This window comes from Nocardioides sp. P4_G10, from assembly GCF_056401175.1.
The window spans coordinates 143,181-169,319 of record NZ_JBFUJV010000015.1; the positions used below are offsets into that span (position 1 = coordinate 143,181).

General features: G+C 73.3%; 29 protein-coding genes and 1 pseudogene. 19 read left to right on the top strand and 11 right to left on the bottom strand.

Features of this window, described 5'->3' with window-relative positions; translation table 11 throughout:
- The first annotated feature begins 24 nt into the window (after positions 1 to 24).
- Both AC1DP1_RS15980 and AC1DP1_RS15985 read left to right on the top strand, forming a co-directional pair.
- Entirely contained in the window at positions 25 to 1,293 is a 1,269-nt protein-coding gene (locus AC1DP1_RS15980) for an MFS transporter (protein ID WP_477507649.1), read from the top strand.
- Between the two features lie 63 nt (positions 1,294 to 1,356).
- Entirely contained in the window at positions 1,357 to 1,614 is a 258-nt protein-coding gene (locus tag AC1DP1_RS15985) for a hypothetical protein (protein WP_457187545.1), read from the top strand.
- Between the two features lies 1 nt (position 1,615).
- On the opposite strand, the gene AC1DP1_RS15990 is transcribed toward AC1DP1_RS15985, so the two are convergent.
- From AC1DP1_RS15990 to zwf, 4 genes are all read right to left on the bottom strand, one after another.
- Positions 1,616 to 2,890, bottom strand: a complete 1,275-nt coding sequence (locus AC1DP1_RS15990) for a glycoside hydrolase family 16 protein (protein ID WP_477507650.1) — start codon at positions 2,888 to 2,890, stop codon at positions 1,616 to 1,618.
- A 126-nt stretch (positions 2,891 to 3,016) separates the two neighbouring features.
- The gene (eda, locus tag AC1DP1_RS15995) at positions 3,017 to 3,682 is read right to left on the bottom strand and encodes a bifunctional 4-hydroxy-2-oxoglutarate aldolase/2-dehydro-3-deoxy-phosphogluconate aldolase (protein ID WP_477507651.1); all 666 of its coding nucleotides are present in this window, start codon (positions 3,680 to 3,682) and stop codon (positions 3,017 to 3,019) included.
- Positions 3,666 to 5,552, bottom strand: coding sequence for a phosphogluconate dehydratase (edd, locus tag AC1DP1_RS16000; RefSeq protein WP_477507652.1), 1,887 nt, complete (start codon positions 5,550 to 5,552; stop codon positions 3,666 to 3,668). Before edd ends, eda begins: the two co-directional genes overlap by 17 nt.
- Positions 5,549 to 7,027: a glucose-6-phosphate dehydrogenase gene (gene zwf, locus AC1DP1_RS16005; RefSeq protein WP_477507653.1), complete on the bottom strand. Its 1,479-nt coding sequence runs from the start codon at positions 7,025 to 7,027 to the stop codon at positions 5,549 to 5,551. Before zwf ends, edd begins: the two co-directional genes overlap by 4 nt.
- Positions 7,028 to 7,115: 88 nt before the next feature.
- Between zwf and AC1DP1_RS16010 the strand changes: the two genes are divergently transcribed.
- The 6 genes and pseudogenes from AC1DP1_RS16010 to AC1DP1_RS16035 all read left to right on the top strand — a co-directional run bounded on the left by AC1DP1_RS16010 (position 7,116) and on the right by AC1DP1_RS16035 (position 13,076).
- A complete protein-coding gene (locus AC1DP1_RS16010; protein ID WP_477507654.1) occupies positions 7,116 to 8,330 on the top strand; it encodes an ROK family protein in 1,215 nt (404 codons plus the stop codon).
- A gap of 103 nt (positions 8,331 to 8,433) precedes the next feature.
- Positions 8,434 to 9,189, top strand: a complete 756-nt coding sequence (locus tag AC1DP1_RS16015; RefSeq protein WP_477507655.1) for an ANTAR domain-containing protein — start codon at positions 8,434 to 8,436, stop codon at positions 9,187 to 9,189.
- A gap of 44 nt (positions 9,190 to 9,233) precedes the next feature.
- Positions 9,234 to 9,935 carry a hypothetical protein gene (locus tag AC1DP1_RS16020; protein ID WP_477507656.1) on the top strand — a complete coding sequence of 234 codons (702 nt, stop codon included), beginning with the start codon at positions 9,234 to 9,236 and terminating at the stop codon, positions 9,933 to 9,935.
- 65 nt (positions 9,936 to 10,000) lie between these two features.
- Positions 10,001 to 10,743 (top strand): annotated as a pseudogene (locus tag AC1DP1_RS16025) (GTP-binding protein); the annotation flags it as partial.
- 147 nt (positions 10,744 to 10,890) lie between these two features.
- On the top strand, positions 10,891 to 11,565 hold the full coding sequence (locus tag AC1DP1_RS16030; RefSeq protein ID WP_477507691.1) for a peptide chain release factor 3: 675 nt from the start codon (positions 10,891 to 10,893) through the stop codon (positions 11,563 to 11,565).
- Positions 11,566 to 11,621: 56 nt separating this feature from the next.
- Complete coding sequence (locus tag AC1DP1_RS16035) at positions 11,622 to 13,076, top strand: protein adenylyltransferase SelO (RefSeq protein WP_477507657.1); 1,455 nt, start codon at positions 11,622 to 11,624, stop codon at positions 13,074 to 13,076.
- 122 nt (positions 13,077 to 13,198) lie between these two features.
- Here AC1DP1_RS16035 and AC1DP1_RS16040 read toward each other — a convergent pair whose 3' ends face one another.
- A complete protein-coding gene (locus AC1DP1_RS16040; protein ID WP_477507658.1) occupies positions 13,199 to 13,480 on the bottom strand; it encodes a winged helix-turn-helix transcriptional regulator in 282 nt (93 codons plus the stop codon).
- Positions 13,477 to 13,881, bottom strand: a complete 405-nt coding sequence (locus AC1DP1_RS16045; protein ID WP_477507659.1) for a VOC family protein — start codon at positions 13,879 to 13,881, stop codon at positions 13,477 to 13,479. The genes AC1DP1_RS16040 and AC1DP1_RS16045 overlap by 4 nt, the downstream gene beginning before the upstream one ends.
- Positions 13,882 to 14,030: 149 nt before the next feature.
- Between AC1DP1_RS16045 and AC1DP1_RS16050 the strand changes: the two genes are divergently transcribed.
- Positions 14,031 to 14,327 (top strand): helix-turn-helix domain-containing protein, encoded by a 297-nt coding sequence (locus AC1DP1_RS16050; RefSeq protein WP_477507660.1) that lies wholly within the window; start codon positions 14,031 to 14,033, stop codon positions 14,325 to 14,327.
- 13 nt (positions 14,328 to 14,340) lie between these two features.
- On the opposite strand, the gene AC1DP1_RS16055 is transcribed toward AC1DP1_RS16050, so the two are convergent.
- Both AC1DP1_RS16055 and AC1DP1_RS16060 read right to left on the bottom strand, forming a co-directional pair.
- Positions 14,341 to 14,943, bottom strand: a complete 603-nt coding sequence (locus AC1DP1_RS16055; protein ID WP_477507661.1) for a ClpP family protease — start codon at positions 14,941 to 14,943, stop codon at positions 14,341 to 14,343.
- Positions 14,940 to 15,554 (bottom strand): ClpP family protease, encoded by a 615-nt coding sequence (locus tag AC1DP1_RS16060; protein WP_477507662.1) that lies wholly within the window; start codon positions 15,552 to 15,554, stop codon positions 14,940 to 14,942. The genes AC1DP1_RS16055 and AC1DP1_RS16060 overlap by 4 nt, the downstream gene beginning before the upstream one ends.
- 154 nt (positions 15,555 to 15,708) lie before the next feature.
- Between AC1DP1_RS16060 and AC1DP1_RS16065 the strand changes: the two genes are divergently transcribed.
- From AC1DP1_RS16065 to AC1DP1_RS16075, 3 genes are read left to right on the top strand one after another with little or no spacing between them, the layout of a single operon-like run.
- Positions 15,709 to 17,136 (top strand): short-chain fatty acid transporter, encoded by a 1,428-nt coding sequence (locus AC1DP1_RS16065; RefSeq protein WP_477507663.1) that lies wholly within the window; start codon positions 15,709 to 15,711, stop codon positions 17,134 to 17,136.
- Between the two features lie 32 nt (positions 17,137 to 17,168).
- Entirely contained in the window at positions 17,169 to 17,462 is a 294-nt protein-coding gene (locus AC1DP1_RS16070; RefSeq protein WP_477507664.1) for a hypothetical protein, read from the top strand.
- A 60-nt stretch (positions 17,463 to 17,522) separates the two neighbouring features.
- On the top strand, positions 17,523 to 18,152 hold the full coding sequence (locus AC1DP1_RS16075) for a hypothetical protein (RefSeq protein WP_477507665.1): 630 nt from the start codon (positions 17,523 to 17,525) through the stop codon (positions 18,150 to 18,152).
- Between the two features lie 24 nt (positions 18,153 to 18,176).
- Here AC1DP1_RS16075 and AC1DP1_RS16080 read toward each other — a convergent pair whose 3' ends face one another.
- Positions 18,177 to 18,545: a DUF3253 domain-containing protein gene (locus tag AC1DP1_RS16080; protein WP_477507666.1), complete on the bottom strand. Its 369-nt coding sequence runs from the start codon at positions 18,543 to 18,545 to the stop codon at positions 18,177 to 18,179.
- 146 nt (positions 18,546 to 18,691) lie between these two features.
- Between AC1DP1_RS16080 and AC1DP1_RS16085 the strand changes: the two genes are divergently transcribed.
- The gene (locus AC1DP1_RS16085; RefSeq protein ID WP_477507667.1) at positions 18,692 to 19,669 is read left to right on the top strand and encodes a zinc-binding dehydrogenase; all 978 of its coding nucleotides are present in this window, start codon (positions 18,692 to 18,694) and stop codon (positions 19,667 to 19,669) included.
- Positions 19,670 to 19,763: 94 nt separating this feature from the next.
- Positions 19,764 to 20,417 (top strand): AMIN-like domain-containing (lipo)protein, encoded by a 654-nt coding sequence (locus tag AC1DP1_RS16090; RefSeq protein WP_477507668.1) that lies wholly within the window; start codon positions 19,764 to 19,766, stop codon positions 20,415 to 20,417.
- Between the two features lie 58 nt (positions 20,418 to 20,475).
- Here the strand turns inward: AC1DP1_RS16090 and AC1DP1_RS16095 are convergent, their stop codons facing one another.
- The gene (locus tag AC1DP1_RS16095; protein WP_477507669.1) at positions 20,476 to 20,829 is read right to left on the bottom strand and encodes a cyclophilin-like fold protein; all 354 of its coding nucleotides are present in this window, start codon (positions 20,827 to 20,829) and stop codon (positions 20,476 to 20,478) included.
- Between the two features lie 411 nt (positions 20,830 to 21,240).
- On the opposite strand from AC1DP1_RS16095, the gene AC1DP1_RS16100 reads away from it, so the two are divergent.
- From AC1DP1_RS16100 to AC1DP1_RS16120, 5 genes are all read left to right on the top strand, one after another.
- Positions 21,241 to 22,158 carry a helix-turn-helix transcriptional regulator gene (locus AC1DP1_RS16100; RefSeq protein ID WP_477507670.1) on the top strand — a complete coding sequence of 306 codons (918 nt, stop codon included), beginning with the start codon at positions 21,241 to 21,243 and terminating at the stop codon, positions 22,156 to 22,158.
- On the top strand, positions 22,155 to 22,568 hold the full coding sequence (locus AC1DP1_RS16105) for a (R)-mandelonitrile lyase (RefSeq protein ID WP_477507671.1): 414 nt from the start codon (positions 22,155 to 22,157) through the stop codon (positions 22,566 to 22,568). Before AC1DP1_RS16100 ends, AC1DP1_RS16105 begins: the two co-directional genes overlap by 4 nt.
- A 120-nt stretch (positions 22,569 to 22,688) precedes the next feature.
- Positions 22,689 to 23,750, top strand: coding sequence for an acyl-CoA dehydrogenase family protein (locus tag AC1DP1_RS16110; RefSeq protein WP_477507672.1), 1,062 nt, complete (start codon positions 22,689 to 22,691; stop codon positions 23,748 to 23,750).
- Complete coding sequence (locus AC1DP1_RS16115; RefSeq protein WP_477507673.1) at positions 23,747 to 25,072, top strand: PIG-L family deacetylase; 1,326 nt, start codon at positions 23,747 to 23,749, stop codon at positions 25,070 to 25,072. The genes AC1DP1_RS16110 and AC1DP1_RS16115 overlap by 4 nt, the downstream gene beginning before the upstream one ends.
- Complete coding sequence (locus tag AC1DP1_RS16120) at positions 25,069 to 25,767, top strand: glycosyltransferase family 2 protein (protein ID WP_477507674.1); 699 nt, start codon at positions 25,069 to 25,071, stop codon at positions 25,765 to 25,767. Before AC1DP1_RS16115 ends, AC1DP1_RS16120 begins: the two co-directional genes overlap by 4 nt.
- Before the next feature lie 3 nt (positions 25,768 to 25,770).
- Here the strand turns inward: AC1DP1_RS16120 and AC1DP1_RS16125 are convergent, their stop codons facing one another.
- Positions 25,771 to 26,094: a putative quinol monooxygenase gene (locus tag AC1DP1_RS16125; protein ID WP_477507675.1), complete on the bottom strand. Its 324-nt coding sequence runs from the start codon at positions 26,092 to 26,094 to the stop codon at positions 25,771 to 25,773.
- Positions 26,095 to 26,139 lie beyond the last annotated feature (45 nt).

Here is a 26,139-nt window from a genome sequence, read left to right on the forward strand (position 1 = left end):
ACCGACGCACCCGAAGGACCCCTCGTGACCCCTCTCGCCTCCTATCGACGACTCCTGTCGATCGCCGGCCCGACCTACGTCCTCGTGGCGTTCGTCGGTCGCCTCCCGCTGGCCATGAGCCAGCTCGGCACGCTCCTGCTCGTCTCGACCGCGACCGGCAGCTACGGCCTCGGCGGCCTCAGCGCCGGCGCGCTCGCCGTCGCCAACGCCGTCGGCGCCCCGATCGCGGGCTCGCTGGCCGACCGGGTCGGGCAGCGACCCGTCGTCCTCGTCCAGTCGCTTCTTGGCRCCACCGGTCTCGCGACGCTCGTCGCCGTCGTCGGCAGCGGGTCCACGGACGCCGCCATCGTGCTCAGCGCCGCAGCCACCGGTCTGGTGCTCCCGCAGGTGGGTCCGCTGGCCCGTGTCCGGTGGCGGCCGCTGACCCGCTCGACCGGGACGCACCAGCGACGGCTGGTGGACGCCGCGTTCTCCTACGAGGGAGCGGCCGACGAGGCGTCGTTCGCGATCGGGCCCGCCCTGGTCGGCCTCTCCGTCGCGGTCTTCTCGCCGTCCGGCGCGCTGCTGCTCGCGGCGGTGCTGCTCGCGGTCTTCGGGTCGGCCTTCGCCCTCGACCCGTCCGCGCGCCTGGCCCACGACACCGACCACCCGGTCGGCGGGGGCCGACTGATGGGCGCCGCGTTCGTCGTGCTCGTCGGCGCGCAGGTCTCCATCGGGATGCTCTTCGGCGCCACGCAGACCGGTGCCACCGTGCTCGCCACGGACGCCGGGACGCCCGGCGTCGCCGGGCTGGTGCACGCCACCCTGGGCGTCGGCAGCGCGATCGCCGGCCTCGCGACGGCGTACCTCCCCGAGCGCGTCGGGCACGAGCGCCGGGCCCTCGTCGCGGCGTGGGCGCTGCTCGTCCTCTCGCTCCCCCTCCTCGCCGTCGGCTCGCTGGCCGGCACCGCCGCCACCGTGCTCTTCCTCGGGTTCGCCGTGGCGCCCTACATGATCGCCGTCTTCTCGCTCGCCGAGCGCGTGGTGCCCGCCGCCCGGGTCGGTGCGGCGATGACGACCCTGGCCAGCGCGACCGGCCTCGGCTATGCGCTCGGCTCGAGCCTCGCCGGGCGCCTGGCCGACCAGTCCGGGGCCCCTGCTGCCTTCGGCGTGACCGTCGGTGCGACGGTGCTCGCGGTCGCGCTGATGTCCACCCAGCAGCGGCGCCTCCGCGCGGCATCGGCCGTCGAGCTGCCCGCTCCTCCGGCGTCGGCCGAGCCTCGCATCGCGACGCCGGTGGGCGGCAGCCGGTAGGTTGGAGGGGTCCACGACGCTGCGGCACCGCGCCGCAGCCCTGCTGGGCGGGTCGGACGCCTCATGCTGGAGCACGAACCAGAACTCGATACCGGTCGTCACTGGCGCCTGACGTCGCTGCTCGAGGACGTCAAGGCAGCCCGCCGGGTCCTCGACCTCGCCCGGCACGACAAGCGGCACGTGGAGCAGCAGCAGCTCCGCAAGGAGCTGCTCGCCGCGCTCGATGCCTATGCCGCCGCCCTCACCCTGGCCGGGGCGCCACTGCCACCGCGACTCCGGTCCGAGATCGACCTCTACCGCGGGCTGGGCGGTCGCGGGTGAGTCACCCGGCCTGACCGGGCCCGCCCGTCTCCCAGACCCGCACCCAGTCGACGTACATGTGCTGGGGCAGCCGCTTCTCCTTGATCTTCGGGATCTCGTAGTTGGCGGCGATGAGGCTCAGGATGGGGAACTGCGGAACGGAGGAGACCTTGCCGCTCAGTCGGCCGGTCTCCTTGCCGTCGATGCGGAAGACCAGCATCCGAGGCGTCCACTCCACCGAGAAGACGTGGTAGTTCTTCGACCAGCCGTCATGCCGGCCCGCGAGGAAGGACCGTGAGTTCGGGATCCAGCCGCCCGACACGATCCGGCGCTTGCCCTCGTAGCGGTGCATGAAGGAGGCCAGCCCGCCCTGCGGGTGGTGGTCGCCGAAGTACTCCGCCACGTCGATCTCGCTGCCCAGAGAACTGGCGTGCATGCCGTTCGCCGGCTGCAGCCAGAAGGCGCCGTGCTGCCCCCGCAGCCGATGGAACTTCACGCGTGCGGCCGCGACGCCGTAGCGGAAGGCGAAGGCGTTCTCGGTCCCGATGTGCCCGTTGAGGCGGTAGCCGAACCGTCCGGCTCGCGCGTCGCGCCCCTCGATCCGGCACCGCGTCGTGGCACCCGGGTCCGCGATGACGCTCAGTCGGACGGCGCCGCCGCCCACGCTGACCGCGCTCGGGTCGCCCTTGGCGCAGGAGCGGCGGCTGCCGTGGGCATACTCCCGGCCGCGGTGGTTCCAGACCGGATCGAGGTGCGCGCCGTCGAACTCGTCGGTCCACGTCGCGTCGAGCCAGCGGGCGGTGCTGACGGGAGCGCTCGTGAACGGGCTGGTCGACGACGACGCCATCGCCTTCACCCGGTAGGTCAGGGACGCGCCGTCGACCGCTGCCGCGGCGGCGAACTGCACCCGACCCAGGCCGTCCTGCCGCTTGGAAGCAACGGCCCGCCACCCGTCGCCCTCCTGCACCTGCAGCTGGACGCGGCGGCCGGGGCGAACCGGCCGGAGCGTGGCGACGACGGCGGCGCGGGCGGCGTCGGCGCTGGCGACCGCGCCTCCTGGCTGGACCACCTGCGGCAGCGCCTCGAGCCGGATCCGCTGGTGTCGGCTGGAGCGCACCGAGACATCGGCGGGCACGTCGTCCCCGGCCGCGGGGCTCACGGCGGGGGCGGAGCCGCTGGCGGAACCGGACTGCGCCCCGGCCAGCAGGGCGGCGGGGAGCAGCAGGGCGGTCGCGGCGCCCAGCAGGAGGCGCGAGGGACGCCGTGAGGGCAGGCAGGTAGGACGTCGTGCTGACATGGGCGACCTTCGTGGGTGTCGAGCGCGACGGGGTGCGGCACGGGGCTGCGGTCGCGGCAGGTGGTGCGGGTGCTTCTGGGACGCCGCGAACGCCCGGTTGGTTGTCGACTGCTCGAACCCGCAGCGTCAGGACCCCAGCGCCGCAGCCTCCCGGGCCAGCGCGGCGACGCGGTCCCAGTCGCCGGCGGCGAGCGCGTCGGCCGGGGTCAGCCACGAGCCGCCGACGCAGCCGACGTTGGGCAGGGAGAGGTACGACGGTGCGCTCGCGGCGGTGATGCCACCGGTCGGGCAGAACCGGGCCGCCGGCAGCGGCGAGGCCAGCGACTTCAGGTACGCCGCCCCGCCGGAGGCCTCGGCGGGGAAGAACTTCATCTCCGAGTAGCCCGCCTCGAGCACGGCCATCGCCTCGGAGACCGTGGCGGTGCCGGGAAGGAACGGGACCCCGGCCCAGGCCATCTCTCGCAGCAGCCCCGGCGTCGTGCCGGGCGAGACGAGGAACTGCGCCCCGGCCTTCACCGCGCGCGAGACGAGCTCGGGCGAGGTGATGGTGCCCGCGCCGACGAGGATCTCGGGCACCTCCGCGGCGATCGCGGCGATGGCGTCGAGCGCCACCGGCGTGCGCAGGGTCAGCTCGATGACCGGCAGGCCGCCGGCGACGAGCGCCCGGGCGACCGGGACGGCGTGGTCGAGGTCGTCGAGCACGACGACCGGCACGACCGGCACCAGCGACAGGAGCGAGCCGCCGTCAGGGAGCAGGTCGGGAGCGGGCTGGACGTCAGACGGGCTGGACAACGGGGGCCTCCTCGGTGGGGGCGGGCAGGGGACGGATGACGCTGGCGCCGGTCTCGGCGGTGCCGACGATGGCGCGGAAGCCGGCGAACAGCTCCCGGCCGGTGCCGGCCCACTCGACGTCGTGGGGCGCCCGGCCGGTGGCCTCGCGGCGCTGGAACTCGGCGTCGGGGAGCTCGACCTCGAGCACGCCGGCGTCCGCGTCGACGGTGACCAGGTCGCCGTCGAGGACGCGTGCCAGCGGACCGCCGAGCGCGGACTCGGGGGTGACGTGGATGGCGGCGGGCACCTTGCCCGACGCACCGGACATCCGGCCGTCGGTGACGACCGCGACCCGCTGGCCGCGGTCCTGCAGCACGCCGAGTGCGGGCATCAGCTTGTGCAGCTCGGGCATGCCGTTGGCGGCCGGGCCCTGGTAGCGGACGACGGCCACGAGGTCGCGGCCGTCGAGGCGGCCCTCGGCGAAGGCGGCGAGGAAGTCGGCCTGGTCGTCGAAGACCATCGCCGGCGCGGTCACGACACGGTGCTCGGGCTTGACGGCGGAGGTCTTGATGACCGCTCGGCCGAGGCGGCCCGAGAGCATCCGCAGGCCGCCGTCCGGAGCGAACGGCTGGTCGGCCGCGCGCAGCACGTCGGTGTCGAGGGACGACTTCGGGCCCTCCTCCCAGGTGACCTGATCCCCGTCCAGCCGCGCCTCGCGGGTGTGGCGCCACAGGCCGCGGCCCGAGACCGTGAGGACGTCGTCGTGGAGGTAGCCGTGCTTGAGCAGCGTGTGCACCAGGAACGGCGTACCGCCGGCGGCCACGAAGTGGTTGATGTCCGCCGAGCCGTTGGGGTAGATCCGCGTCAGCAGCGGCACGGCGGCCGACAGGTCCGACAGGTCGTCCCACGTGAGGGTGATGCCCGCGGCCGCGGCGATCGCGACGAGGTGCATGGTGTGGTTGGTCGAGCCGCCGGTCGCCAGCAGGGCGACGCAGGCGTTGACGATCGCCTTCTCGTCGACCAGGTGACCGACCGGGGTGGGCTCACCGCCTGCGTGCGTGATCGCGACGGCACGCGCGCCGGCCGCCCGGTCGAGCGCCGCGCGCAGCGGGGTGTCGGGGTTGGCGAACGTCGCGTCGGGCAGGTGCAGGCCCATGACCTCCATCAGCATCTGGTTGCTGTTGGCGGTGCCGTAGAACGTGCACGTGCCCTTCGAGTGGTACGACGCCGACTCGGCCTCGAGCAGCTCCTCGCGCCCGACCTTGCCCTCGGCGTAGAGCTGGCGCACGCGCGCCTTCTCGCCGTTCGGCAGGCCGGAGGTCATCGGCCCCGCCGGCACGAAGACGGTGGGCAGGTGGCCGAACGACAGCGCGCCGATGAGCAGCCCCGGCACGATCTTGTCGCAGACGCCGAGCATCATCGCGGCGTCGAACATGTCGTGGGAGAGCGCCACCGCCGTCGACATGGCGATGAGGTCGCGGCTGAACAGCGAGAGCTCCATGCCGGCCCGACCCTGGGTGATGCCGTCGCACATGGCGGGCACGCCCCCGGCGAACTGCGCCAGGCCGCCGGCCCGCACGATCGACTTCTTCAGCACCTCGGGCACGTCGCGGAACGGCTGGTGGGCCGAGAGCATGTCGTTGTAGGACGAGACGATCGCGACGTTGGGCTTGCGGCCCGACTTCAGGCCCGACTTCACGGGCTCGTCGGCGGCGGCGAAGCCGTGGGCGAGGTTGGCGCACGCGAGCTTGCCGCGGGCCGGGCCCTTGACGGTCGCGGCGTCGGTGCGGGCGAGGTAGGCGGCGCGCGTCGCGGCGCTGCGCCGCGCGATGCGGTCGGTCACCTCGGCGACCACCGGGTGGACGGGGGCCTGGGATGCGCTGGTGCTCATTCTGTCTCCTGCCAGGATCGGCCGTCGCGCTCGAGGAGCGTGACGGCAGCAACGGGACCGTGCGTGCCGGCCGGGTACGTGCGCGGCCGGTGCGAGGGCTGGGACCAGCGCTCGAGGACGGGGGCCACCCAGGTCCACGCGGCCTCGACCTCGTCGCGGCGCATGAAGAGGGTGGTGTTGCCGCGCACGACGTCCATGAGCAGCCGCTCGTAGGCGTCGGGCGAGCGGCCACCGAAGGCGGCGGCATAGCTGAGGTCGAGCGAGACCGGGCGCAGCCGGATGCCGCCGGGGCCGGGCTCCTTGGCGGTCATGTGGAGGCGCATGCCCTCGTCGGGCTGCACGCGGATGTGGAGCCGGTTGGCCTCGGTCGGGCCCTCGCTGTGCGGGAACATCGCGTGCGGCGGCTCCTTGAAGACCACGACGATCTCCGAGACCCGCTCGGGCATCCGCTTGCCGGTGCGCAGGTAGAACGGGACGCCGGCCCAGCGCCAGTTCTGCACCTCGGTGCGCAGCGCGACGAAGGTCTCGGTGCTGCTGGTGTGGCCCACCTCGTCGGCGTACGACGACGCGGGGGTGCCCTCGCACAGCCCGGCGGCGTACTGCCCGGCGACGGTGTCGCGGTCGACCAGCTCGGGCGTCATCGGCCGCAGGGCCTGGAGCACCTTGAGCTTCTCGTCGCGCACGGTCTCGCGGTCGACGTAGGTCGGCGGCTCCATGGCCACCAGGCACAGGAGCTGCAGCAGGTGGTTCTGGACCATGTCGCGCAGGGCGCCGGAGCGGTCGTAGTAGGAGCCGCGGTCGCCGACGCCGATCGACTCGGACACGGTGATCTGCACGTGGTCGACCCACCGGCTGTTCCACAGCGGCTCGAGGAACGTGTTGGCGAAGCGGGTGACCAGGAGGTTCTGCACGCTCTCCTTGCCGAGGTAGTGGTCGATGCGGAAGATGCTCGACTCCTCGAACACGCGGCCGACCGCGGCGTTGACCTGCTGGGCGGTGGCGAGGTCGGTGCCCATCGGCTTCTCCAGCACGACCCGCGAGCGCTCCGTCACCAGGCCGGCCTCGTCCAGGTGCTCGCAGATGGTCCCGAAGAGGCCGGGGGCGACCGCGAGGTAGAAGACCCGGATGACGTCGTCGGACGCGGCGCCGTCCTTGAGGCGGTCGTGCAGCTGGTGCCAGGCCGCGACGTCGGCGACGTCGAGCGTCACGTGGTGCAGCCGGGCGAGCAGCCGCTCGACGACCGGGGCGTCGAGGTCCTCGGCCACCACGTGCTCGCGCAGCGCCTCGGCCACCAGGGCGCGGTAGCCGTCGTCGTCGACCTGGGCGCGGGAGACGCCGATGACGCGGAACCCGTCGGGCAGCTGCCCGTCACGGTCGCGCAGGTAGAGCGCGGGGAGGAGCTTGCGCAGGGCGAGGTCGCCGGTGCCACCGAAGACGGTGAAGTCGCAGGCGTCGACGGGGGTGATCGAGTCCATGGCTCACCACCGTACGGACGCTTACGTCCCGATGCAACGGAACTTACGTCTTTTCAAGACATATTTGCTGGTGCACAATCAGCGCACCATGACGCAGACCTCGCCTCCCCCGCCGCCGGTCCTCCCCGCGGCGACCGCCGGCGAGGTGCTCGCGCTGATCCGCTCCGGGCAGGCGGCCACCCGCGGCGCCCTCGGCCGGGCGACCGGGCTCTCCCGGACCGCGGTCAACGCTCGCCTCTCGGCGCTCGCCGACGCCGGACTCGTGCTGGAGGGCGAGGAGGAGTCCGCGACCGGAGGCCGCCCCGCGACCACGCTCGTCCTCAACAGCGAGGCCGGCCTGGTCCTCGGGATCGCCGTCGGGCGCAGCCGCTCGCAGCTCTCGGTGTGTGCGCTGGACGGCACCGAGCTCGCCTCCGTGAGCCTGGACCAGGAGTCCGGCCAGGGCCCCGACGTCCTGATGCCGCTCGTCGTGCGCCACCTCGACCGGATGCTGGGCGAGCTCGGTCGCCGCGGCGACGACGTGCGCGGGGTGGGCATGTCACTGGCCGGCACCGTCGACCCGGCTCGCGGGATGAGCGTGGACTCCCCCGCCCTCGCCGGCTGGGACGGTGTCGCGCTCGCCCCCCACCTGCAGGACGTCACCCGCGCGCCCCTCACGCTCGACAACGATATGCGGGTCATGGCGCTCTCGCAGATGCCGACCGCACGGGCCGACGTCGAGCCGACGGTGCACGAGCACGACGAGGCGCTGGTGCTCAAGGCGTCGACGGGCATCGGCCTGGCGATCGTCGCCGACGGACGACTGGTCCGCGGCCACCGCAACGCGGCCGGACAGCTCGGCCACGTCAAGGTCCCCGCCGCCGACGGGCTCCGCTGTCGCTGCGGCGAGACCGGATGCCTGGAGACGGTCGCGAGCGGCTGGGCGCTCGTCGAGCGGCTGCGCGCCGCGGGCGACGACGTCCACCACGTGCGTGACCTGGTCGCCGCCGCCGGGCGCGGCAACGGCCGCGCCCGCGCCGTCGTACGCGAGTCCGGCCGCCACATCGGCGAGGCGCTGGCCGCGACCGTGACCGTGCTCAACCCGCGCATCGTCGTCGTCGGCGGCGACATGGCCGGCGCCTTCGACACCTTCTCCGCCGGGCTGCGCGAGGGCGTCTTCAGCGCCACCACGGCACTGGCCGGGCGGGACCTGCAGGTCGTCCCGGCGGCGTACGGCGACCGCGCCGGGCTGGTCGGCTGCGTCCGCCTCGCCCTCGACTCGGTGCTCTCCCCGCGCGCCGTCGACGCGGCCCTGGCCCGGTAGCCCGAATAGCTGGAGACGTCCCCGGACTTGTGCGCGCGGGGCTATCCTGACGCCGAAAATTCGTGCCGCCCTCGTGGGCCGGACGCAGCGTAGGAGTGCAAGCATGCCGGGCGACCGTGTCGTTACCACCATCAGGGACGCCACCGCGTCCCTCCACGCGCAGCCCGACACCTCCGCGACCCTCGAGGAGATCGTGCTCCAGGCCAAGCGGTGCCTGCCGGAGTTCGAGCACGTCAGCGTCTCCCGCATCCATGCCGACGGGTCCCTGGAGACGCTCGCAGCCAGCACCGACCTCGCCCGCAGCTTCGACGAGGTGCAGTCCTTCTCGCACGAGGGACCGTGCGTGGAGGCGACGGAGGAGGAGCTCGTCGTGGTGCGCGGCGCCCGGCACGAGCAGCGCTGGCCCACCTACATCGGGGGCGCCACCCGGCTGGGGCTGCAGTCCCAGATCGGGGTGAGGCTGCTCAGCGTCGCCAACGGCGTCGTCTGCCTCAACCTGCACTCCACCTCGTCCCCCGACATCGACCCCGGGTCGGTGGGAGTCGCGGAGCACTTCGCCATCCACGCCGGGCTCGCCCTCGGCCACGTGCTCAAGGCGGAGCAGCTGAGCACCGCCATCGGCACGCGCACGCTGATCGGGGCGGCCGTCGGCATCATCATGGAGCGCTACGGGATGAGCCAGCCGGCGGCGTTCAGCTATCTGACCCGCCAGGCCAGCACCCAGAACCGCAAGGTGCGCGTCGTGGCCCAGGACGTGGTCGACTCGGTCAGGACGGCGCAGTCAGACACCACCGCCGGGGCGGTCGCCAACGGCCGCATCGTGACGCCCGAGCCGCCGCCCCGGGTCACCGCCGGCTGAACGGCCGGGGCATGGGGCACCCGTCCTCCGGGTACCGCCCGGTGGTGGAACCGATCCCCGAGACCCTGCAAGCCCTCGACGAGCTCGAGGCCCACGTCGACGACGAAGCCCTGGGGGCAGGTCTGGTCGCCGTTGCCGACAACGCCCGGAAGGTCGCACCGGGCCTCGTCGGGGTGAGCATCGCCTCCCGCGAGCACGAGGTCACCTTCACGCTGGTCGCCACCGACGAGGAGATCGCCACGCTCGATGCAGTGCAGTACGTGAGCAGTGGCCCGTGCGTCGACGCCATCGACCTGGGCCACGGCATCGCGACCTCCCCGGGAGGCCTGCTGGGCGAGGCCCGGTGGCGGGACTTCGCCCGGGCGAGCGCGGCGGCCGGCGTGCACAGCACGCTCACCCTGCCCGTGATGGAGGCCGACGGCGACGTCGTCGCGACGGTCAACCTCTACGGTCGCACCGCGGACACCTTCGAGGGCAGGCACCAGCAGCTGGCCGACGCGTTCGGAGCCTGGGCACCGGGGGCGATCACCAACGCCGACCTGTCGTTCTCCACCCGGCGCACGGCGCAGGAGGCGCCGGGCCGGCTCCGGGAGGCGGCTGTCGTCGACGCCGCCACGGGCATGATCGCGGCCCAGCGCGACATCCCGGTGGCAGAGGCCCGGCTGCAGCTCGAGGACGCCGCACTCCGGGCCGGCATCCCCGTCGCCCGGCTCGCCGGCGTCGTCGTCGGGCTGCACGACGACTGAGGGGCGAGACCGCCCGAGCCGTCCGCGAAGCGGAGGTGCGGGCCAGCGGCCGGTAGATTCGCGCGGTGCCCGACACCCGCCCCCGCCGTACCTTCGCCGTCATCAGCCACCCGGACGCCGGCAAGTCCACCCTCACCGAGGCCCTTGCCCTGCACGCGCGGGTGATCACCGAGGCCGGTGCGGTGCACGGCAAGGGCGACCGGCGCGCCACGGTGTCGGACTGGATGGCGATGGAGAAGGCTCGCGGCATCTCGATCACGTCAGCGGCGCTGCAGTTCGTCTACCGCGACCACGTGATCAACCTCGTCGACACCCCGGGCCACAGCGACTTCTCCGAGGACACCTACCGCGTGCTCTCCGCCGTCGACTCCGCCGTGATGCTCGTCGACGCCGGAAAGGGCCTCGAGCCGCAGACGCTCAAGCTCTTCAAGGTGTGCGCGCTGCGCGGCATACGGTCCTGACGGTCATCAACAAGTGGGACCGGCCCGGGCTGTCGGCGCTCGAGCTGATGGACCTGATCCAGCAGAAGATCAAGCTCCGGCCCACTCCCCTCACCTGGCCGGTGGGCGAGGCCGGCGACTTCCGAGGCGTCCTGGACCGTCGTACGGGCGAGTTCGTCAAGTACACCCGCACCGCCGGTGGCGCGACCCGCGCGCCCGAGCGACGGATGGGAGCCGACGAGGTCGAGGACGACGACTCCTTCCAGTGGAACGCGGCGTTCGAGGAGCACGAGCTGCTCACCCTCGACGAGGCCGACCACGACCAGGAGCGCTTCCTGGCCGGCGAGACCACGCCGGTGATGTTCGCCTCGGCCCTGCAGAACTTCGGCGTCGCGCAGCTGCTCGACCTGCTGCTCGACATCGCCCCCGACCCCAGCGCGACCGAGGGCGTCGACGGCTCGGTGCGGGAGACCTCCGACGACTTCAGCGCGTTCGTCTTCAAGGTGCAGTCGGGGATGAACAACGCCCACCGCGACCGGCTGGCCTACGCCCGGGTCGTGTCGGGGACGTTCGAGCGCGGCATGGTCGTCACCCACGCCGGCAGCGGCCGGCCCTTTGCGACGAAGTTCGCGCAGTCGGTCTTCGGTCGCGACACCGCCGCCGTCGAGAGCGCCGAGCCCGGCGACATCATCGGCTTCGTCAACGCGCAGGCCCTGCGGGTCGGCGACACCGTCTACGTCGGGGACGCCATCGAGTACCCGCCCGTCCCGAGCTTCGCGCCCGAGCACTTCGTCACCGCCAGCGCCGGCGACATCAGCCGTTACAAGCAGTTCCGACGCGGCATCGAGCAGCTCGACCAGGAGGGCGTGGTGCAGGTGCTGCGCTCCGACCTGCGCGGCGACCAGAACCCGGTCCTCGCCGCCGTCGGCCCGATGCAGTTCGAGGTCGTCGAGGACCGGATGACCAACGAGTTCAACTCGCCGATCCGCTTCTCGCGCCTCGACTACCAGGTCGCCCGGCGCACCGATGCCGAGGGCGCGGCCGCCCTCGCGGGCAAGCGCGGCGTCGAGGTCCTCGAGCGCAGCGACGGCACCCGCCTGGCCCTGTTCGTGGACCAGTGGCGCGCCCAGGTCACCGCCCGCGACAACCCCGACATCATGCTCGAGGCGCTGCCCGCAGGCGGCGCCTGACGGTGCCGGCCGACGGGCGGGCGGATCGTCCCCGCCCGCCGCGTATCGTCGAGGGAGTGACCTCGGCACCCACCCTCGTCCTCGACGGCCGCTTCGCCCGCGAGCTGCCCGAGCTGGCCCTGCCCTGGCAGGCCGCCGAGACCCCGGAGCCCCGGGTGCTCGCCCTCAACGAACAACTGGCCGCCGAGCTCGGCCTCGACCCGGGATGGCTCCGCGGCGATGGCGTCGGGCTGCTGACCGGCACCCACCTCCCCGAGGGCGCGACGCCGGTCGCGCAGGCCTACGCCGGCCACCAGTTCGGGGGCTACTCCCCCCGGCTCGGCGACGGCCGCGCCCTGCTGCTCGGCGAGCTCGTCGACGACTCCGGCCGGATGCGCGACCTGCACCTCAAGGGCTCCGGGCGTACGCCGTTCTCCCGCGGCGGCGACGGCCTGGCTGCCGTCGGCCCGATGCTGCGCGAGTACGTCGTCAGCGAGGCGATGCACGCCCTCGGCATCCCCACCACCCGCAGCCTCGCCGTCGTGGCGACCGGTCGTCCGGTGCAGCGCGAGACCGTGCTGCCCGGCGCCGTGCTGGCGCGCGTGGCGAGCAGCCACCTCCGCGTCGGCACGTTCCAGTACGCCCGGGCCACCGACGACCTCGACCTGCTCGAGCGCCTCGCCGACCACGCGATCGCGCGCCACCACCCCGCGGCCGCCGACGCGGAGCACCCCCACCTCGCCCTGTTCCAGTCGGTCGTCGCCGCCCAGGCCGCGCTGGTCGCGGAGTGGATGCTCGTCGGCTTCGTGCACGGCGTGATGAACACCGACAACATGACCATCTCGGGCGAGACCATCGACTACGGGCCGTGCGCCTTCCTGGACGCCTTCGACCCGACGACGGTCTTCAGCTCCATCGACACCGGCGGCCGCTACGCCTTCGGCAACCAGCCCGTGGTCGCGGAGTGGAACCTCGCCCGCTTCGCCGAGGCCGTCCTGCCCCTCCTGGCCGACGACCAGGACGCCGCGGTGGCCGTTGCGGTGGAGGCGCTCGGCGCGTTCCGTGACCTCTACTCGGCGGCCTGGTCCGCCGGCATGCGCGCCAAGCTCGGCCTGCCCGCCGACGTCGATGCGGCCGAGGCGTCGAGCCTCGTCACCGACCTCGTCGCGCTCGTGCAGGCCGACCACGTCGACCACACGTCGTTCTTCCGCAGCCTCGGCGCGGCGGCGCGCGGCGACGTGGAGCCCGCGCGCGGGATGTTCCTCGACCTCGCCGGCTTCGACGCGTGGTCCGCCCGCTGGCTCGCGCTCGGCCCGGATGCCGACGCGATGGACCGCACCAACCCGGTCTACGTGCCGCGCAACCACCTCGTCGAGGAGGCCCTCGCCGCAGCCACCGACGGCGACCTCACGCCGCTCGACCGGCTGCTCGAGGCGGTGTCCGCGCCGTACGACGAGCGGCCCGGCCTCGAGCGCTACGCGGAGCCCGCCCCCGACTCGTTCGGCGCCTACACGACGTTCTGCGGGACGTAGCGCGGGCTTGCACCTCCCGCAACGGCATGTGGTCCACGCCACAGGCGAAGCCGGCAACGTCATGGTGGGCGGCTGCTGGGACGACCAGAACCCATGACGTCCCGGATGTGCCGGGCCGTCAGCTAGGTGTTCTCCCTGCCCCAGCTCCCGAGCGCGCCGATCGCGTCGCGCAGGGCGAGCCCGCGATCGGTGAGCTCGTACGCCCGGGTGTTGTGTCGCAGGGGGATGCGGGTCAGGACGCCGGCCGCTTCGAGCTCACGCAAGCGAGTGGCGAGGATGTTGGTCGGCACGCCGAGGTCGCGCTGCAGGTCGCCGTATCGCTGCGGCCCCGCGAGCAGCCGTTCGACGACGAGCAGGGCCCATCGTGCTCCGACGACGTCCAGGGCCGCGGCCAGGTCGCTCACGCGGTCGGATCGACGTCCGGCTTCATCCAGAACGGCGAGTAGTGGTAGCCGTCGGGGTCGTCGAACTGGCGTTGGTACATGAACGGGTAGTCGTCGGTGTCACCGATCCGCCCGCCGGCAGCGCTGGCGCGCTCGACGAGCTCGTCGACCGCTTCGCGGCTCTCGAGGTCGAACGAGACCGTGACCTTCGAGGGGGTGTCGGGTCCGCCCACCAGCTCCTCGGCGCCGCCGACGCTGGCGTACATGGCGCGGCTGCCGAGCATGACGTACTGCTCGGGCGCGATGGCGAAGCAGGACACGTTGTCGTCAGACATCTCGGCGTTGAGGGTCCACCCGAGGGCGGCGTAGAAGGCGGTGGCGCGCTCGACGCTCTCGACCGGGCAGGTGATGAAGAGGCTCATGCGTTCGACACTTGCAAAATGCAAGTACTTCGTCAAGACCTCTGCCCTGATCTTCACGACTTCTTCTGCGGGACCCACGTCTCGGGCACCGTTCTGCTGTCAGCGGAACGCGGTGCCACGGGACCCGCGACGTGGCTACATTCGACGACATGGGTGAGGTCGTGCGGTTCCCGGTGCAGCAGCCAGACGCGCCCCCGGCGCCCGAGCGCCTGTGGCGCGAGATCGTCGGCGAGGAGCTCCATCGTGAGCGCGCGGCCCGCGGGGAACGGCTCAAGGACGTGGCCGAGAGGGCCGGGGTGTCCGTGCAGTACCTCTCCGAGGTCGAGCGCGGGCTCAAGGACCCGTCCTCGGAGATGCTGCAGGCCATCGCCGGCGCCCTCGACCTGAGCGTCCGGCGGCTCGCGGTGCGCGCCGGCCGGCCGGACGCCCTGGCCCTGGCTGCCTGACCGGGGCGGCTGCTCAGGCCAGCGCCGGCCCCTGCTCGCTCAGGACCAGGTCGACGAGCCCGTAGTCGACCGCGGCCTCCCCCGGCAGCACGAGCGTGCGGTCGGTGTCCTGCCGGATCTGCTCCGGCGTACGCCCGGTGTGCTGGGCGAGCACCTCCTCGAGCAGCAGGCGCACGCGGGCCACCTCGTCCGCCTCGAGGATCAGGTCGGGGATGGTCCCGCGACCCTGGGTCGCGGGCTGGTGCAGCACCACCCGACCGTGCGGCAGGATCGCGCGACGCCCCGGCGCTCCCCCGGCCAGCAGGACCGCCGCGGTCCACGCGGCCTGCCCGACGCAGACGGTCTCGATCGGCGGCTTCACGAACTGCATGGCGTCGTAGACCGCCAGCATCGCCGTGATCGATCCACCGGGCGAGTTGATGTAGAGGCTGATCGGGAGCTCGGGGTTCTCCGAGGCGAGGTGGAGCAGCTGGGCGATGACGGCGTTGGCGACGCCGTCGTCGATCTCCGTGCCGAGGTAGACGATCCGCTCGGACAGCAGCCGCGAGTAGAGGTCGAGGGTGCGCTCGCCGCGCGGCGTCTGCTGGACGACGTACGGGATCGTGTAGCTGCTCATCGCGAACCCGCCAGGCCCACCGCGCGCGAGCGCGCCGGCGTCACGTGGTCGACCGAGCTGATCACCTGGTCGACGAAGCCGTACGCCAGCGCGTCCTCGGCGCTGAACCACCGGTCGCGCCGCGAGTCGCGCTCGACGGTCTCGCGGTCCTGGCCGGTGTGCCCGGCGATCAGCCCGAGGACGGTGTCGCGGGTGTGCCGCAGGTCGTCGGCCTGGATCTCGATGTCGACGGCCGTGCCGCCGATGCCGGCCGAGCCCTGGTGGAGCAGCACGCGGGCGTGCGGCAGGGCGTACCTCTTGCCGGGCGCGCCCGCCGAGAGCAGGAACTGCCCGGCGCTCGCGGCCATGCCCATGGCGAGGGTGCTGACGTCGTTGGGGATCAGCTGCATGACGTCGTGGATGGCGAGCATCGACGACACCGAGCCGCCGGGCGAGCTGATCCAGAGGCTGATGTCGGCGCGCGGGTCCTCGGCGGACAGGAGCAGGAGCTGGTGCATGAGGCGGTTGCCGTTGCGCTCGCCGAGCTCCTCGCCGAGGACGATGATCCGCTGGTGCATCAGTCGCCGGACGAGCTCGTCCTCGATGCGTTCGGAGGTGGTGTGGGTGGTCATGCCGCCAGCGTGGCGCGCTGCGGCGCCTGGCCACAGGGCGTTCTGCTGCCCGTGGATCCGCTGGCAGCAGAACGCGGCCTAGCAGGCCGGCCGCGCGACCGGGCCACCCGCCCGGCCCGAGCGCACGGCACGCCTGCGGATACGTTGCTGAGCCATGTCGACCCTCTCGGAGACCCAGGAAGAACGCGGCCTCGCCCGCCTCGCACAGCGCAGTGCCGCATGGACCGAGAAGTGGTTCCCCGACGCCTATGTCTTCGCCCTCGCCGGCGTCGTGCTCGTGTCGGTGGCCGCGATGGCCAACGGGTCGAGCCCCACCACGGTGGCCGAGACCTTCGGCGGCGGCTTCTGGGACCTCGCCACCTTCACGCTGCAGATGGCGATGGTCGTRCTCACCGGGTACGTCGTCGCGACCTCACCGCCGGTCGCGCGGATCATCGAGCGGACCGCGCTCTACCCCTCGACGCCGCGCGGTGCCGTGGCGTTCGTGGCGCTGCTGTCGTGCCTGGTCTCGATGGTCAACTGGGGCCTCAGCCTGGTCTTCAGCGGCCTGCTCGCCCGGGCGATCGCCCGCCGGCCCGACCTGCGCACCGACTACCGCGCCCTCGGCGCGGCGGCGTACCTCGGCCTCGGTGCCGTGTGGGCGCTCGGCCTCTCGTCGTCCGCCGCCCAGCTGCAGGCCACCCCCGAGTCGCTGCCGCCCGAGCTGCTCGAGATCACCGGCGTGCTCGACTTCGGCGCGACGATCCTCACCTGGCAGTCGCTCGTGATGGCCGCTGTCCTGATCGCCCTCAGCGTCGTCGTCGCGTGGGCGTCGGCACCGCAGGGCGACGCGATCCGCTCGGCCGAGGACATGGAGGTCGACCTCTCCGACTCCGTCGAGCCGCTGGCCCCGCAGACCCGTCCCGGTGAGCGGCTGGAGTACTCCCGGATCCTGCCGATCCTCATCGGCCTGCTCACCCTCGGCTGGCTCGTCCAGCAGCTCGCGACCCTGCCGTTCCTCACGGTGATCAGCAGCCTCAACGGTTACCTCATGGTCTTCCTGATCCTCGGCCTCGTCCTCCACGGCACCCCGCGCGGCTTCCTCAACGCGGTCACCAAGGCGGTGCCGACCACTGCCGGAGTGCTGGTGCAGTTCCCGCTGTACGCCGCGATGGCCGCGGTGCTGACCCGCGCGGAGGGCCGCGGCGGGGTCACCGTCTCCGAGCACCTCGCCGACCTGTTCACCAACATCGGCGGCGGCGGTGCGTTCGCCGTCGTCATCGCCATCTACACCGCGCTGCTCGGCCTCCTCGTCCCCTCGGGCGGCGGCAAGTGGCTCGTCGAGGCGCCGTACGTCATGCAGTCGGCGACCGACGTCGGGATGAATCTCGGCTGGACCGTGCAGATCTACAACGCCGCCGAGGCCCTCCCCAACCTGGTCAACCCGTTCTTCATGCTCCCGCTGCTGGCCGTGCTCGGCGTCCGGGCGCGCGACCTCGTCGGCTTCACGTTCCTGCAGTTCCTCTTCCACCTGCCGGTGGTGCTGCTCCTGCTGTGGCTCCTCGGGATGACCTTCGAGTTCGTGCCCCCCGTCATGCCCTGACGACCACACGCCGGCGGGTCTAGCGTGGGCGGGTGACCGACGACGAGCTCCGTCGCGCCGCCGACGCGGCGATGCTGCCGATCGTCACGTCGCTGGCGCCCGCCGGCGTCATCGGAGCGCACTGGCTGCCTGATCGCGCCGGGGACCCCGTCGTGTGGATCCGGGTGCAGAGCGAGGCCGGACGCGTCATGGTCGAGTCCTTCAGCTGGGTGCTCCCCCAGGTGCAGGTCATCCTGTCCCGCCTCGGGCTGCCGTCGGACAAGGTCATGGCGCTGCGCATCGAGGTGACGTCCGCGGAGGCCGAGGACCACCTCTTCGGCAACTGAACCGGTCGTCTGCTGCAATACCTGCATGCATCAAGGCTCTCCCTACCGCGGCGCCCGCTGATGGCGCTGGTCGACCACGACGCCGGCCTCCTCGTCACCGCGGCCCCCGGCACCGGCAGCACCGCCCTCCGCGAGGCGCTGATCTCAGAGCGGGGCGCGACCGAGGTCGTCGGGTCGCAGCAGGCCCGGCAGGTGGGCGTGGACGCCAAGCACGCGACCGTCCGGCAGCTCGTCGAGGCGGGGGTGGTGGACCCCGGGCACGGGATGCGCATCGTGACGACGACCCGCAACCCGTTCGACTTCTACGTCGCTGAGCACACCAGGACGCGGACGCGGTGGGTGCACGAGCTGCGCCGCCCCGACTCCTGGGTCCACGACGTGCCGGACGCCGTCGACCGCATCGTCGACGCGGTGACCCTGGACTTCGACCCGTGGCTCGAGCGGGTCATCGGCAGCGCCGTGCGGCCGCTGCGGATCAACCGCGGCCATGTCGCCGAGGCGGACGTCGTGCTGCGCATGGAGCACCTGGAGGCAGACGTCCGTGAGCTCCTCGGCCTCGACCTGCCCGTGCCGCCGACCAACGTCACGGACCGCGAGCGCGCCTACTGGCGCTCCTACTCGGTCGCGAGCCGCCGGCTGGTGGAGACGGCCCACGCCGAGGACCTGGAGCGGTTCGGCTACGCCTTCTGACCCGACCCGGGCGGGCGGCCCCCCTCAGCGACGCCGGATCCGGATCGGCCCCTTGGCGGTCGCGGGGTCGACGACGTGCCCGGCCTGGGTGATGTCGACCTCGCCGCGGTCCACGAGCCGCCGGGCGGCGCGACGGGCCGGCTCCATCAGGTCGCGCCACGAGTCCTCGTCGCCGACCGCGCGAGCCGCGTCGGACGGGCAGATCGTCGACGTACGCGCCCGCTGCGCGAGCAGGTCGAGGATCGACTCCTCCAGCCTGCGATCCACGTCGGACACGCCCCGCTTGCGACACGCGGTCGAGCAGTAGCGCACCTGGTCCCAGTCGCGTTCCCACTTCTTGCGCCACTCGATGGTGCGCCCGCACGACTGGCAGGTCTTCGGCTCCGGGGGCATGCTCCCCAGTGTGCCGGGCACCGCCAGCCCGGCCTGTGACCCTTCCCTCAGCGGGCCGCTCCGCGGCATAGCCGGACCCGGTGGGTGGTTGTGCCCGGCGTACGTCCCCGCAAGAAGCAAGCAGATCAGCAACGGAAGGCAGTCCCATGCGCGCACTCGTCCAGCCCCGGTTCGGCGACCCGGCCGAGGTCCTCTCGGTCCAGGAGGTGCCGAACCCCGAGCCCGGTCCGGGTGAGGCGCTCGTGCGGGTGCTCCTCTCCCCGATCCACAACCACGACCTCTGGACGGTTCGCGGCAGCTACGGCTTCAAGCCCGAGATGCCCGCGCGCGCCGGCACCGAGCTGGTGGGTGTCGTCGAGTCACTCGGCGAGGGCGTCGAGGGACTCGAGGTCGGCCAGCGCGTCGCCATCGGCGGTGCGTTCGGCGCCTGGGCGGAGTACGTCGTGGCCCCCGCGAAGGGTCTCATCCCGGTGCCCGACGAGATGCCCGACGAGGCCGCGGCCCAGCTGGTCTCGATGCCCTTCAGCGCCATCGCGCTGCTGGACTTCCTCGAGGTGTCCGAGGGCGACTGGATCGTCCAGAACGCCGCCAACGGCGCCGTGGGTCGGATGGTCGCCCAGCTGGCCGTCGCGCGTGGCGTCCGGGTCCTCGGGCTCGTACGCCGCTCCGCCGGCGTCGACGAGCTGCGCGAGCAGGGCATCGGTGACGTCGTCGCGACCGACGACGACGGGTGGCGTGAGCGCGTGCGCGAGGTCGTGGGTGACGGCAAGGTCGTCGCCGGCGTCGACTCGGTCGGCGGAAGCGCGGCCGGCGACGTCGTGTCGCTCCTGGCCGAGGACGGCGTGCTCGTCGTCTTCGGGGCGATGGCCTCCCCCACCCTCGAGATCGGGTCGGGCGAGGTCATCTTCAAGCAGGTCGTCATCAAGGGCTTCTGGGGCAGCAAGGTCTTCCCGGCGATGGACCGCGAGAAGCGGGCCGCACTGATGGGCGAGCTGGTCGCCGGCATCACCTCGGGCGTGGTCACGCTCCCCGTCGAGGAGGTCTACCCCCTCGAGGAGATCTCCGCCGCCGCGCGTGCGAGCTCCGAGCCGGGTCGGCGCGGCAAGATCCTGCTGCGCCCGTGACTCCCCGGCCCTGACGCGGCCGTGGTCCCGAGGACCGGCGGTCCCGGCCCCTAGGCTGGGACCGCCGGTCAACGGCACCTACCGAGGGAGAACGATGGGCCGAGCACTGGGCGGGACACTCGCCGCTGCCGCGCTGCTGCTGGCGGCCTGCGGGACCGACACCTCCCCCACCTCGGCGAGCGACGCGACCACGTCGCCCTCTCCCGAGGCGTCGGAGACGTCACCGGGGACGCCGTCTGCATTCCCGTCGGACTCCCCGTCCGAATCGCCCTCTGCGTCGGCAGAGTCGCCCTCCCCGGCGCCTGCGCCCGATGGGCCGCCGTTCCCGGAGTCGACCGACCCGCAGACCGCCGAGCCGTCGGGCGAGTGGGACCTGCAGCTGGTCGACGTACGCGTGGGTGAGCACGACGGCTTCGACCGCGTCGTGCTTGAGCTCAGCGGCACAGCGACCCCGGGCTGGGGCGTCGCGTGGAGCGACGAGGCGGTCGCCGAGGGCAGTGGCGACGTCGTGCCGCTCGAGGGCGACCACGTGCTGACCATCAGCGCGTCCGGCACCGCCATGCCCGAGCCGGGTTCCTTCGAGGTGCCCGCGCGCCTGGGGCCCGCCGGCGCCGTGGCCGAGGTGCAGGTCAACGGCTGGTTCGAGGGCTACACCCAGGTCTTCGCAGGCGTCGAGGGCGACGAGCGGCCGTTCCGGGTCTTCACGCTCACCGACCCGCCACGCCTCGTCGTCGACATCGCCGACTGACCGCCCGAGTCCGCCCGGTCACGGCGCCGTCGCGAGGAGCTCCTGCAGCTCCATCGGGTCAGCCCGCCTCGACGGTCACGGTGACGGATCCGTCCATCCGGGCGATCTGCTCCGCGGCGCCACGCTCGAGCCGGCCGATGACGACGATGCCGGGATAGAAGGACTGGTCGCCGTGGTAGAGGACGAGGTCGTTGCCCGGTGCGTAGTAGCCGAGGTCCCCGACAGAGGGGTCGGCGCCGTCKRGCTGGCCGTCGAGGGACAGCGGCGAGGGCAGCGGGCCGGTCTTCTCCACGCCACCGTGGTCGGTCATGTCGACGGTCACCGGCAATTGGGCGAGGAGGTCGTCGGCCGCGGCGCTGTCGTCGAGGGTGGCGGCGAACCGGAGGTCGCCGAGGGTCAGGTGGATCTGCATGTCGCTCCCGTCGTCGGTGGGTGTGGGATTGGCGTGGGTCGGCTCCGAACGGCCGCCGCTGGGCGATGCCGGGGCTCCAGTGCCCGGATCCGAACGTTCGTCCCGGTCCTGGTCTCCGCAGGCACCGAGGGCCAGAGCGAGGGCAGCCAGCGTGGCGACGCCCGCCCGCGCAGGGTTGCCCGTCATGGGAGCAGCAGCACCTTGGTGGCGGTGCCTGACTACCTGGCGCATGGCACTGGGCTCCTCCTCGTCGTCCATGGTTCCTGCGTGGGGCTGGGCGGCGTGCTGGTGCCGCCTCGACATCGAGTGAACCCGCCTGCGGACGGGTGTGGGAGTCCCTGTCGAGGGGTGCACCGACAGGGCACCCTTCATGGCTACGGGGCGGCTCTGCACCGGCCTAGTCTCGACGTCGTGGACAACCGAGACGACGTGCGCGAGTTCCTCACCACCCGCCGCGCCCGCATCACCCCGGAGCAGGTCGGGTTGCCGACCACCGGCAGCCGCCGCGTGAAGGGGCTGCGCCGCAGCGAGGTCGCGACGCTGGCCGGCCTGAGCGTGGAGTACTACGCCCGGCTCGAGCGGGGCCAGATCGCCGGCGCCTCGTCCAGCGTCCTGGAGGCGCTGGCGCGGGCGCTGCAGCTCGACGAGACCGAGCGCGCCCACCTGTACGACCTCGCACGTGCCGCGGACGGCATCCCCACCAGCAGCCGTCCTCGTCGTCGTRCGCCGGCGAAGGCCGCGTCGCGTCTCAGCCTGCGGTGGGCCCTCGAGGCCATCACCGACGGTGTCGCCTTCGTCCGCGACCCCCACCAGAACCTGCTGGCGACCAACACCCTCGGCCGCGCGTTCTACTCGCCCGTCGTCGGCGACGACGACGAGCAGGCTCGAGGTCGTACGCCGAACCTCGCCCGCTTCCAGTTCCTCGACCCCGCCGCGCGGGACTTCTACCCCGACTGGGACCTCTTCGCCGAGATGTGCGTGGGCATCATGCGCACCGAGGCGGGTCGCGACCCGCACGACCGCGGCCTGCAGGACCTCGTGGGCGAGCTCTCCACCCGCAGCGAGACGTTCCGCCGCCTCTGGGCAGCGCACGACGTCCGCACCCACGGCACCGGCACGAAGCGCTTCCAGCACCCGGTCGTGGGTGAGCTCACCCTCGCCTACGAGGAGCTCGCCATCACCGCCGAGCCGGGCCTCGTCCTGCTCGTCTACACGGCCGAGCCCGGCTCGCCCTCCGCCGAACGACTCCGGCTGCTCGCCTCCTGGGCAGCGTCGGAGCAGGCAACCGCCCACTCCCCCCACCCCCAGGAAGAGTCCTCCACCCCATGAAGCTCACCCGCAGCTCCGCCGACACCGCCCCCGGCCCCGCCGACTGGTTCACCGGCGACGTCTACATCGACGGCATCCGCAACCCCGACGACCAGTCCGCCGTCGGCTGCGCCCACGTCCGCTTCACCCCCGGAGCCCGCACCGCGTGGCACCACCACCCCAAGGGCCAGACCCTCTACGTCACCGATGGCATCGGCTACGTCGCCCGCCGCGGCCAGGACGGCACGAGCCAGCCGCAGGAGATCCGACCCGGCGACGTGGTCTACATCGAGCCCGGCGAGGAGCACTGGCACGGCGCGACCGCCGGTCGCTTCATGGCCCACGTCGCCATCCAGGAGGCCGACGACCAGGGCGAGGTCGTGACCTGGCTCGAGCACGTCACCGACGACGACTACGCCGCGCAGGGCTGACGGCAGAGCAGCACGACCACCAGCCCTTGGGAGGTCCCGCTGGGGGCGTGCGCGCTCGTAGCGTCCATCTCGGCGCGCAGCGCCACGCGCCGGGAGGTGGCGCGCGAGCCGGGGGGACAGATGACGCACGACCACGCGAGAGATGCAGGGGCCGGTACCCGGCCCGTCGAGCTCGGAGCCACGACGAACGAGCAACGGCGCGAGCTCATCGTGCTGTCCGGGCAGGCCACGGCCGCAGCGGGCGACGTACCTGCTGCGCTGGGCCTCGCCCGTGACGTCGGCGGCCGGCTGCCGCACCCCGGCAGCGGCAGCACCGCGTTCCTGTGGTCGGCCCTCGCCAGCGTCGCCGCCGCCGACCTGACCGTCGCGCGGGTGCTGGAGCCGCACCTGGACGCCCACGCCATCCTCGGGCAGGCGGGCGAGGAGGCCGGGGACGGGACCTGGGGCGTGTTCGCCGCCGAGGGGCCGGGCGAGCCGTTGCGGGCGACGCCGAGCGGGTCGTCGTACGTCCTCGACGGGCGCAAGCACTGGTGCTCTCTCGGGGGCGAGCTCGACCACGCGCTGATCAGCGCGTGGGTCGGCCAGCAACGACAGCTCTTCGCCGTCGACCTCGACCACCCGGACGTGACGGCCGTGGCCGGGACGTGGGTGGCGCGCGGGCTCACCGCGGTCGACTCGGGTCCCCTCGACCTGGACGGGGTGGACGCGCGCGCCGTCGGGGCGCCCGGGTGGTACCTCGAGCGGCCCGGGTTCGCGTGGGGTGCGATCGGCGTGGCCGCCGTCTGGTTCGGCGGGGCGGTGGGGGTCGCGAGGCGCATGGTGGCGGCATCCGGCACGCGTGAGCCCGACCAGGTGGCGTTGATGCACCTCGGCGCCGTCGACGCGCGGCTGCACGGCGCCCGGGCCGTGCTGGAGCAGGCGGCCGCGGCGCTCGACGCCGGCAACCTCGCCGGACCGGTCGGCTGGCGGGCCGCACTGCGCGTGCGTGAGGTGGTCGCCGACGCGTCCGAGGACGTCCTGCGGCGTGCCGCGCATGCCCTGGGGCCCGGTCCCCTGGCCACCGACGAGGCGCACGCGCGCCGGGTGGCCGACCTCGAGCTCTACCTCCGCCAGTGGCACGCCGAGCGCGACCAGGCGTCCCTCGGGCGGCAGCTCCTCGACGACCCGGGGTCGGGCTGGTGATCGCTCCCCGCTTCCGGCACGACCACCCCGGTACGACGGCCGGGTCGTGGTCGGACGTCCTGGCGAGCGTGCCGACCCTCGAGCTGCCGGGGTCGCGCAGCCGCGTCGTGGTCGTGGGCGGGCACCCCGACGACGAGACTCTCGGGGCGGGCGGCCTGCTGCACACCGCCGCGCGCGCGGGTCGGAGCGTCGAGGTCGTGACTGCGACGGCCGGTGAGGGCTCGCACCCGCACTCGCCCACCCACTCCCCCGGCCGGCTCGCGGAGGTGCGCCGGGCGGAGCTGCGTCGCGCCACGGAGGTCCTCGCCCCGGACGCGCACGTCACCTGCCTCGACCTCCCCGACGGCGCGGTGGCCGAGCACGAGGAGGAGCTGGTGGCGGCACTCGTCGAGACGATCGGCACCGATGGTGCCGACGTGCTCCTCTGCGCGCCGTGGCGCGGCGACGGCCACCCCGACCACGAGGCGGTGGGGCGGGCCGCCGCGACCGCCGCCCACCGCACCGACGCGCTCCTGTGGGAGTACCCCGTCTGGTGGTGGCACTGGGGTCGCCCGGACGACCTCGCACGGGCCCCCGTTGCGCGGCTGCCGCTGTCGGCAGAGGCCATGACGGCGAAGCGGGCGGCCGTCGACGCCCACGGGAGCCAGGTCCGGCCGCTCTCGGCCGCGCCCGGTGACGAGGTGCTCCTCGGCCCCGACCTGCTCGCCCACTTCGGCCGAGACCACGAGGTGTTCCTGGTCGGCGGACCCGAGGCCGACGACGAGTCCCTCGACCGGGTCCACCGCGAGCGAGCCGACCCGTGGGACGTCGACTCCTTCTACGAGCGCCGCAAGCGTGCCGTGTCGCTGGCGAGCCTGCCGCGGGAGCACTACCCGCTCGCCCTCGAGGTGGGCTGCTCGGTCGGCGCGCTGGCCATCGACCTCGCGACCCGCACCGACCGGCTGCTGGCCGTCGACGACAGCCCCACGGCCGTCGACCTCGCCCGTCGGCGTACGGCCGGCATCGACGGGCTCGAGGTGCGGCTGGCCCGGGTGCCGGACGAGTGGCCGGCCGCCCGCTACGACCTGGTGTCGGTGTCCGAGGTCGGCTACTTCCTCAGCCCCCGACGGCTCGCGGAGCTGGTCCGGCTCTGCCTCACCTCACTGGCCGACGACGGTCACGTGCTCCTGTGCCACTGGCGCCACCAGCCCGTCGGCTGGCCCCTGGCCGGGCCGGCGGTCCACGACATGTTCGTCGACGCCTTCCTGGCTGCGGGAGGTCGGGTGCTGGTCGAGCACCAGGAGCCCGACTTCCTGCTGCACGTGCTGGGACGGTCCTCGTGACGCGTCCTGACGCCGTGGCCGTCGTCGTGCCGGCCCGCGACGAGGAGGTCCTGCTGCCCGCCTGCCTCGACGCGGTCGCGGCCGCCGTCGACGCGCTGGGCACGGCGTACCCGGACGTCCCCACGCGGGTCGTGGTCGTCCTGGACGCGTGCCGCGACGGCTCCGACCGGGTGGTGCGCGACCGCGACGGCGTCGTCGCGGTCACCACCCTCGCCGGCTGCGTCGGCGTCGCCAGGTCGGAGGGCGTCGAGGCGGCCGCGGCGTGGGCGGCCGGCATCGGCAGCCGCTCCCTGTGGGTGGCGAGCACCGATGCCGACAGCGTCGTCCCGCGACACTGGCTGACCTCGCACCTCGCGTGGGCCGCCGACGGCGTCGGCCTCGTGGTCGGCACCGTCGAGCCGCGGCCCGGTGACCTGCCCGCCGGAGCGCTGTCGGCCTGGCACCAACGCCACACCACCGCGGACGGCCACGACCACGTGCACGGCGCCAACCTCGGCTTCACGCTGGACGCCTACCGGGCGGCGGGCGGGTTCCCGCTCCTGCCCACGCACGAGGACGTCGGGCTGGTGACGGCGATGCGCGAGGCCGGAGTGCCGTCCCTGGCGACCGGCGCCGTGCCGGTCGTCACCTCGGGACGCCGGACCGGCCGTGCCCCCGACGGCTTCGCGCACTACCTCGACGGTCTCGGCGCCTGAGGCTCAGCCGACCGTCATCTCCCCCAGCTCGTTCCAGCCGTCCTGGTCGACCTCGGTGCTGACGATCTCGGGCGTGCGGGTGAGGTACTGCGGGAGCTCGGCCTGGGCGGCCTTGAAGTGGTCGGAGCCGACGTGCGCCCCGCCGGCGTCGCCGTCACGGAAGGCCTCGACGAGGACGTACTCGTTCGGGTCCTCGAGGCTGCGCGACCACTCGAACCACAGGCAGCCGTCCTCGGCGCGGGTGGCCTCGGTGAAGGCCCGCGACAGCCGGGGCCAGTCGTCGGCGTGCTCGGGCTTGATCGGGAACTTGGCGGTGATGAAGATCAAGGCGTCTCCTCGGTGCGTCGGGCTCGGCTCACTTCCCCCGACCCT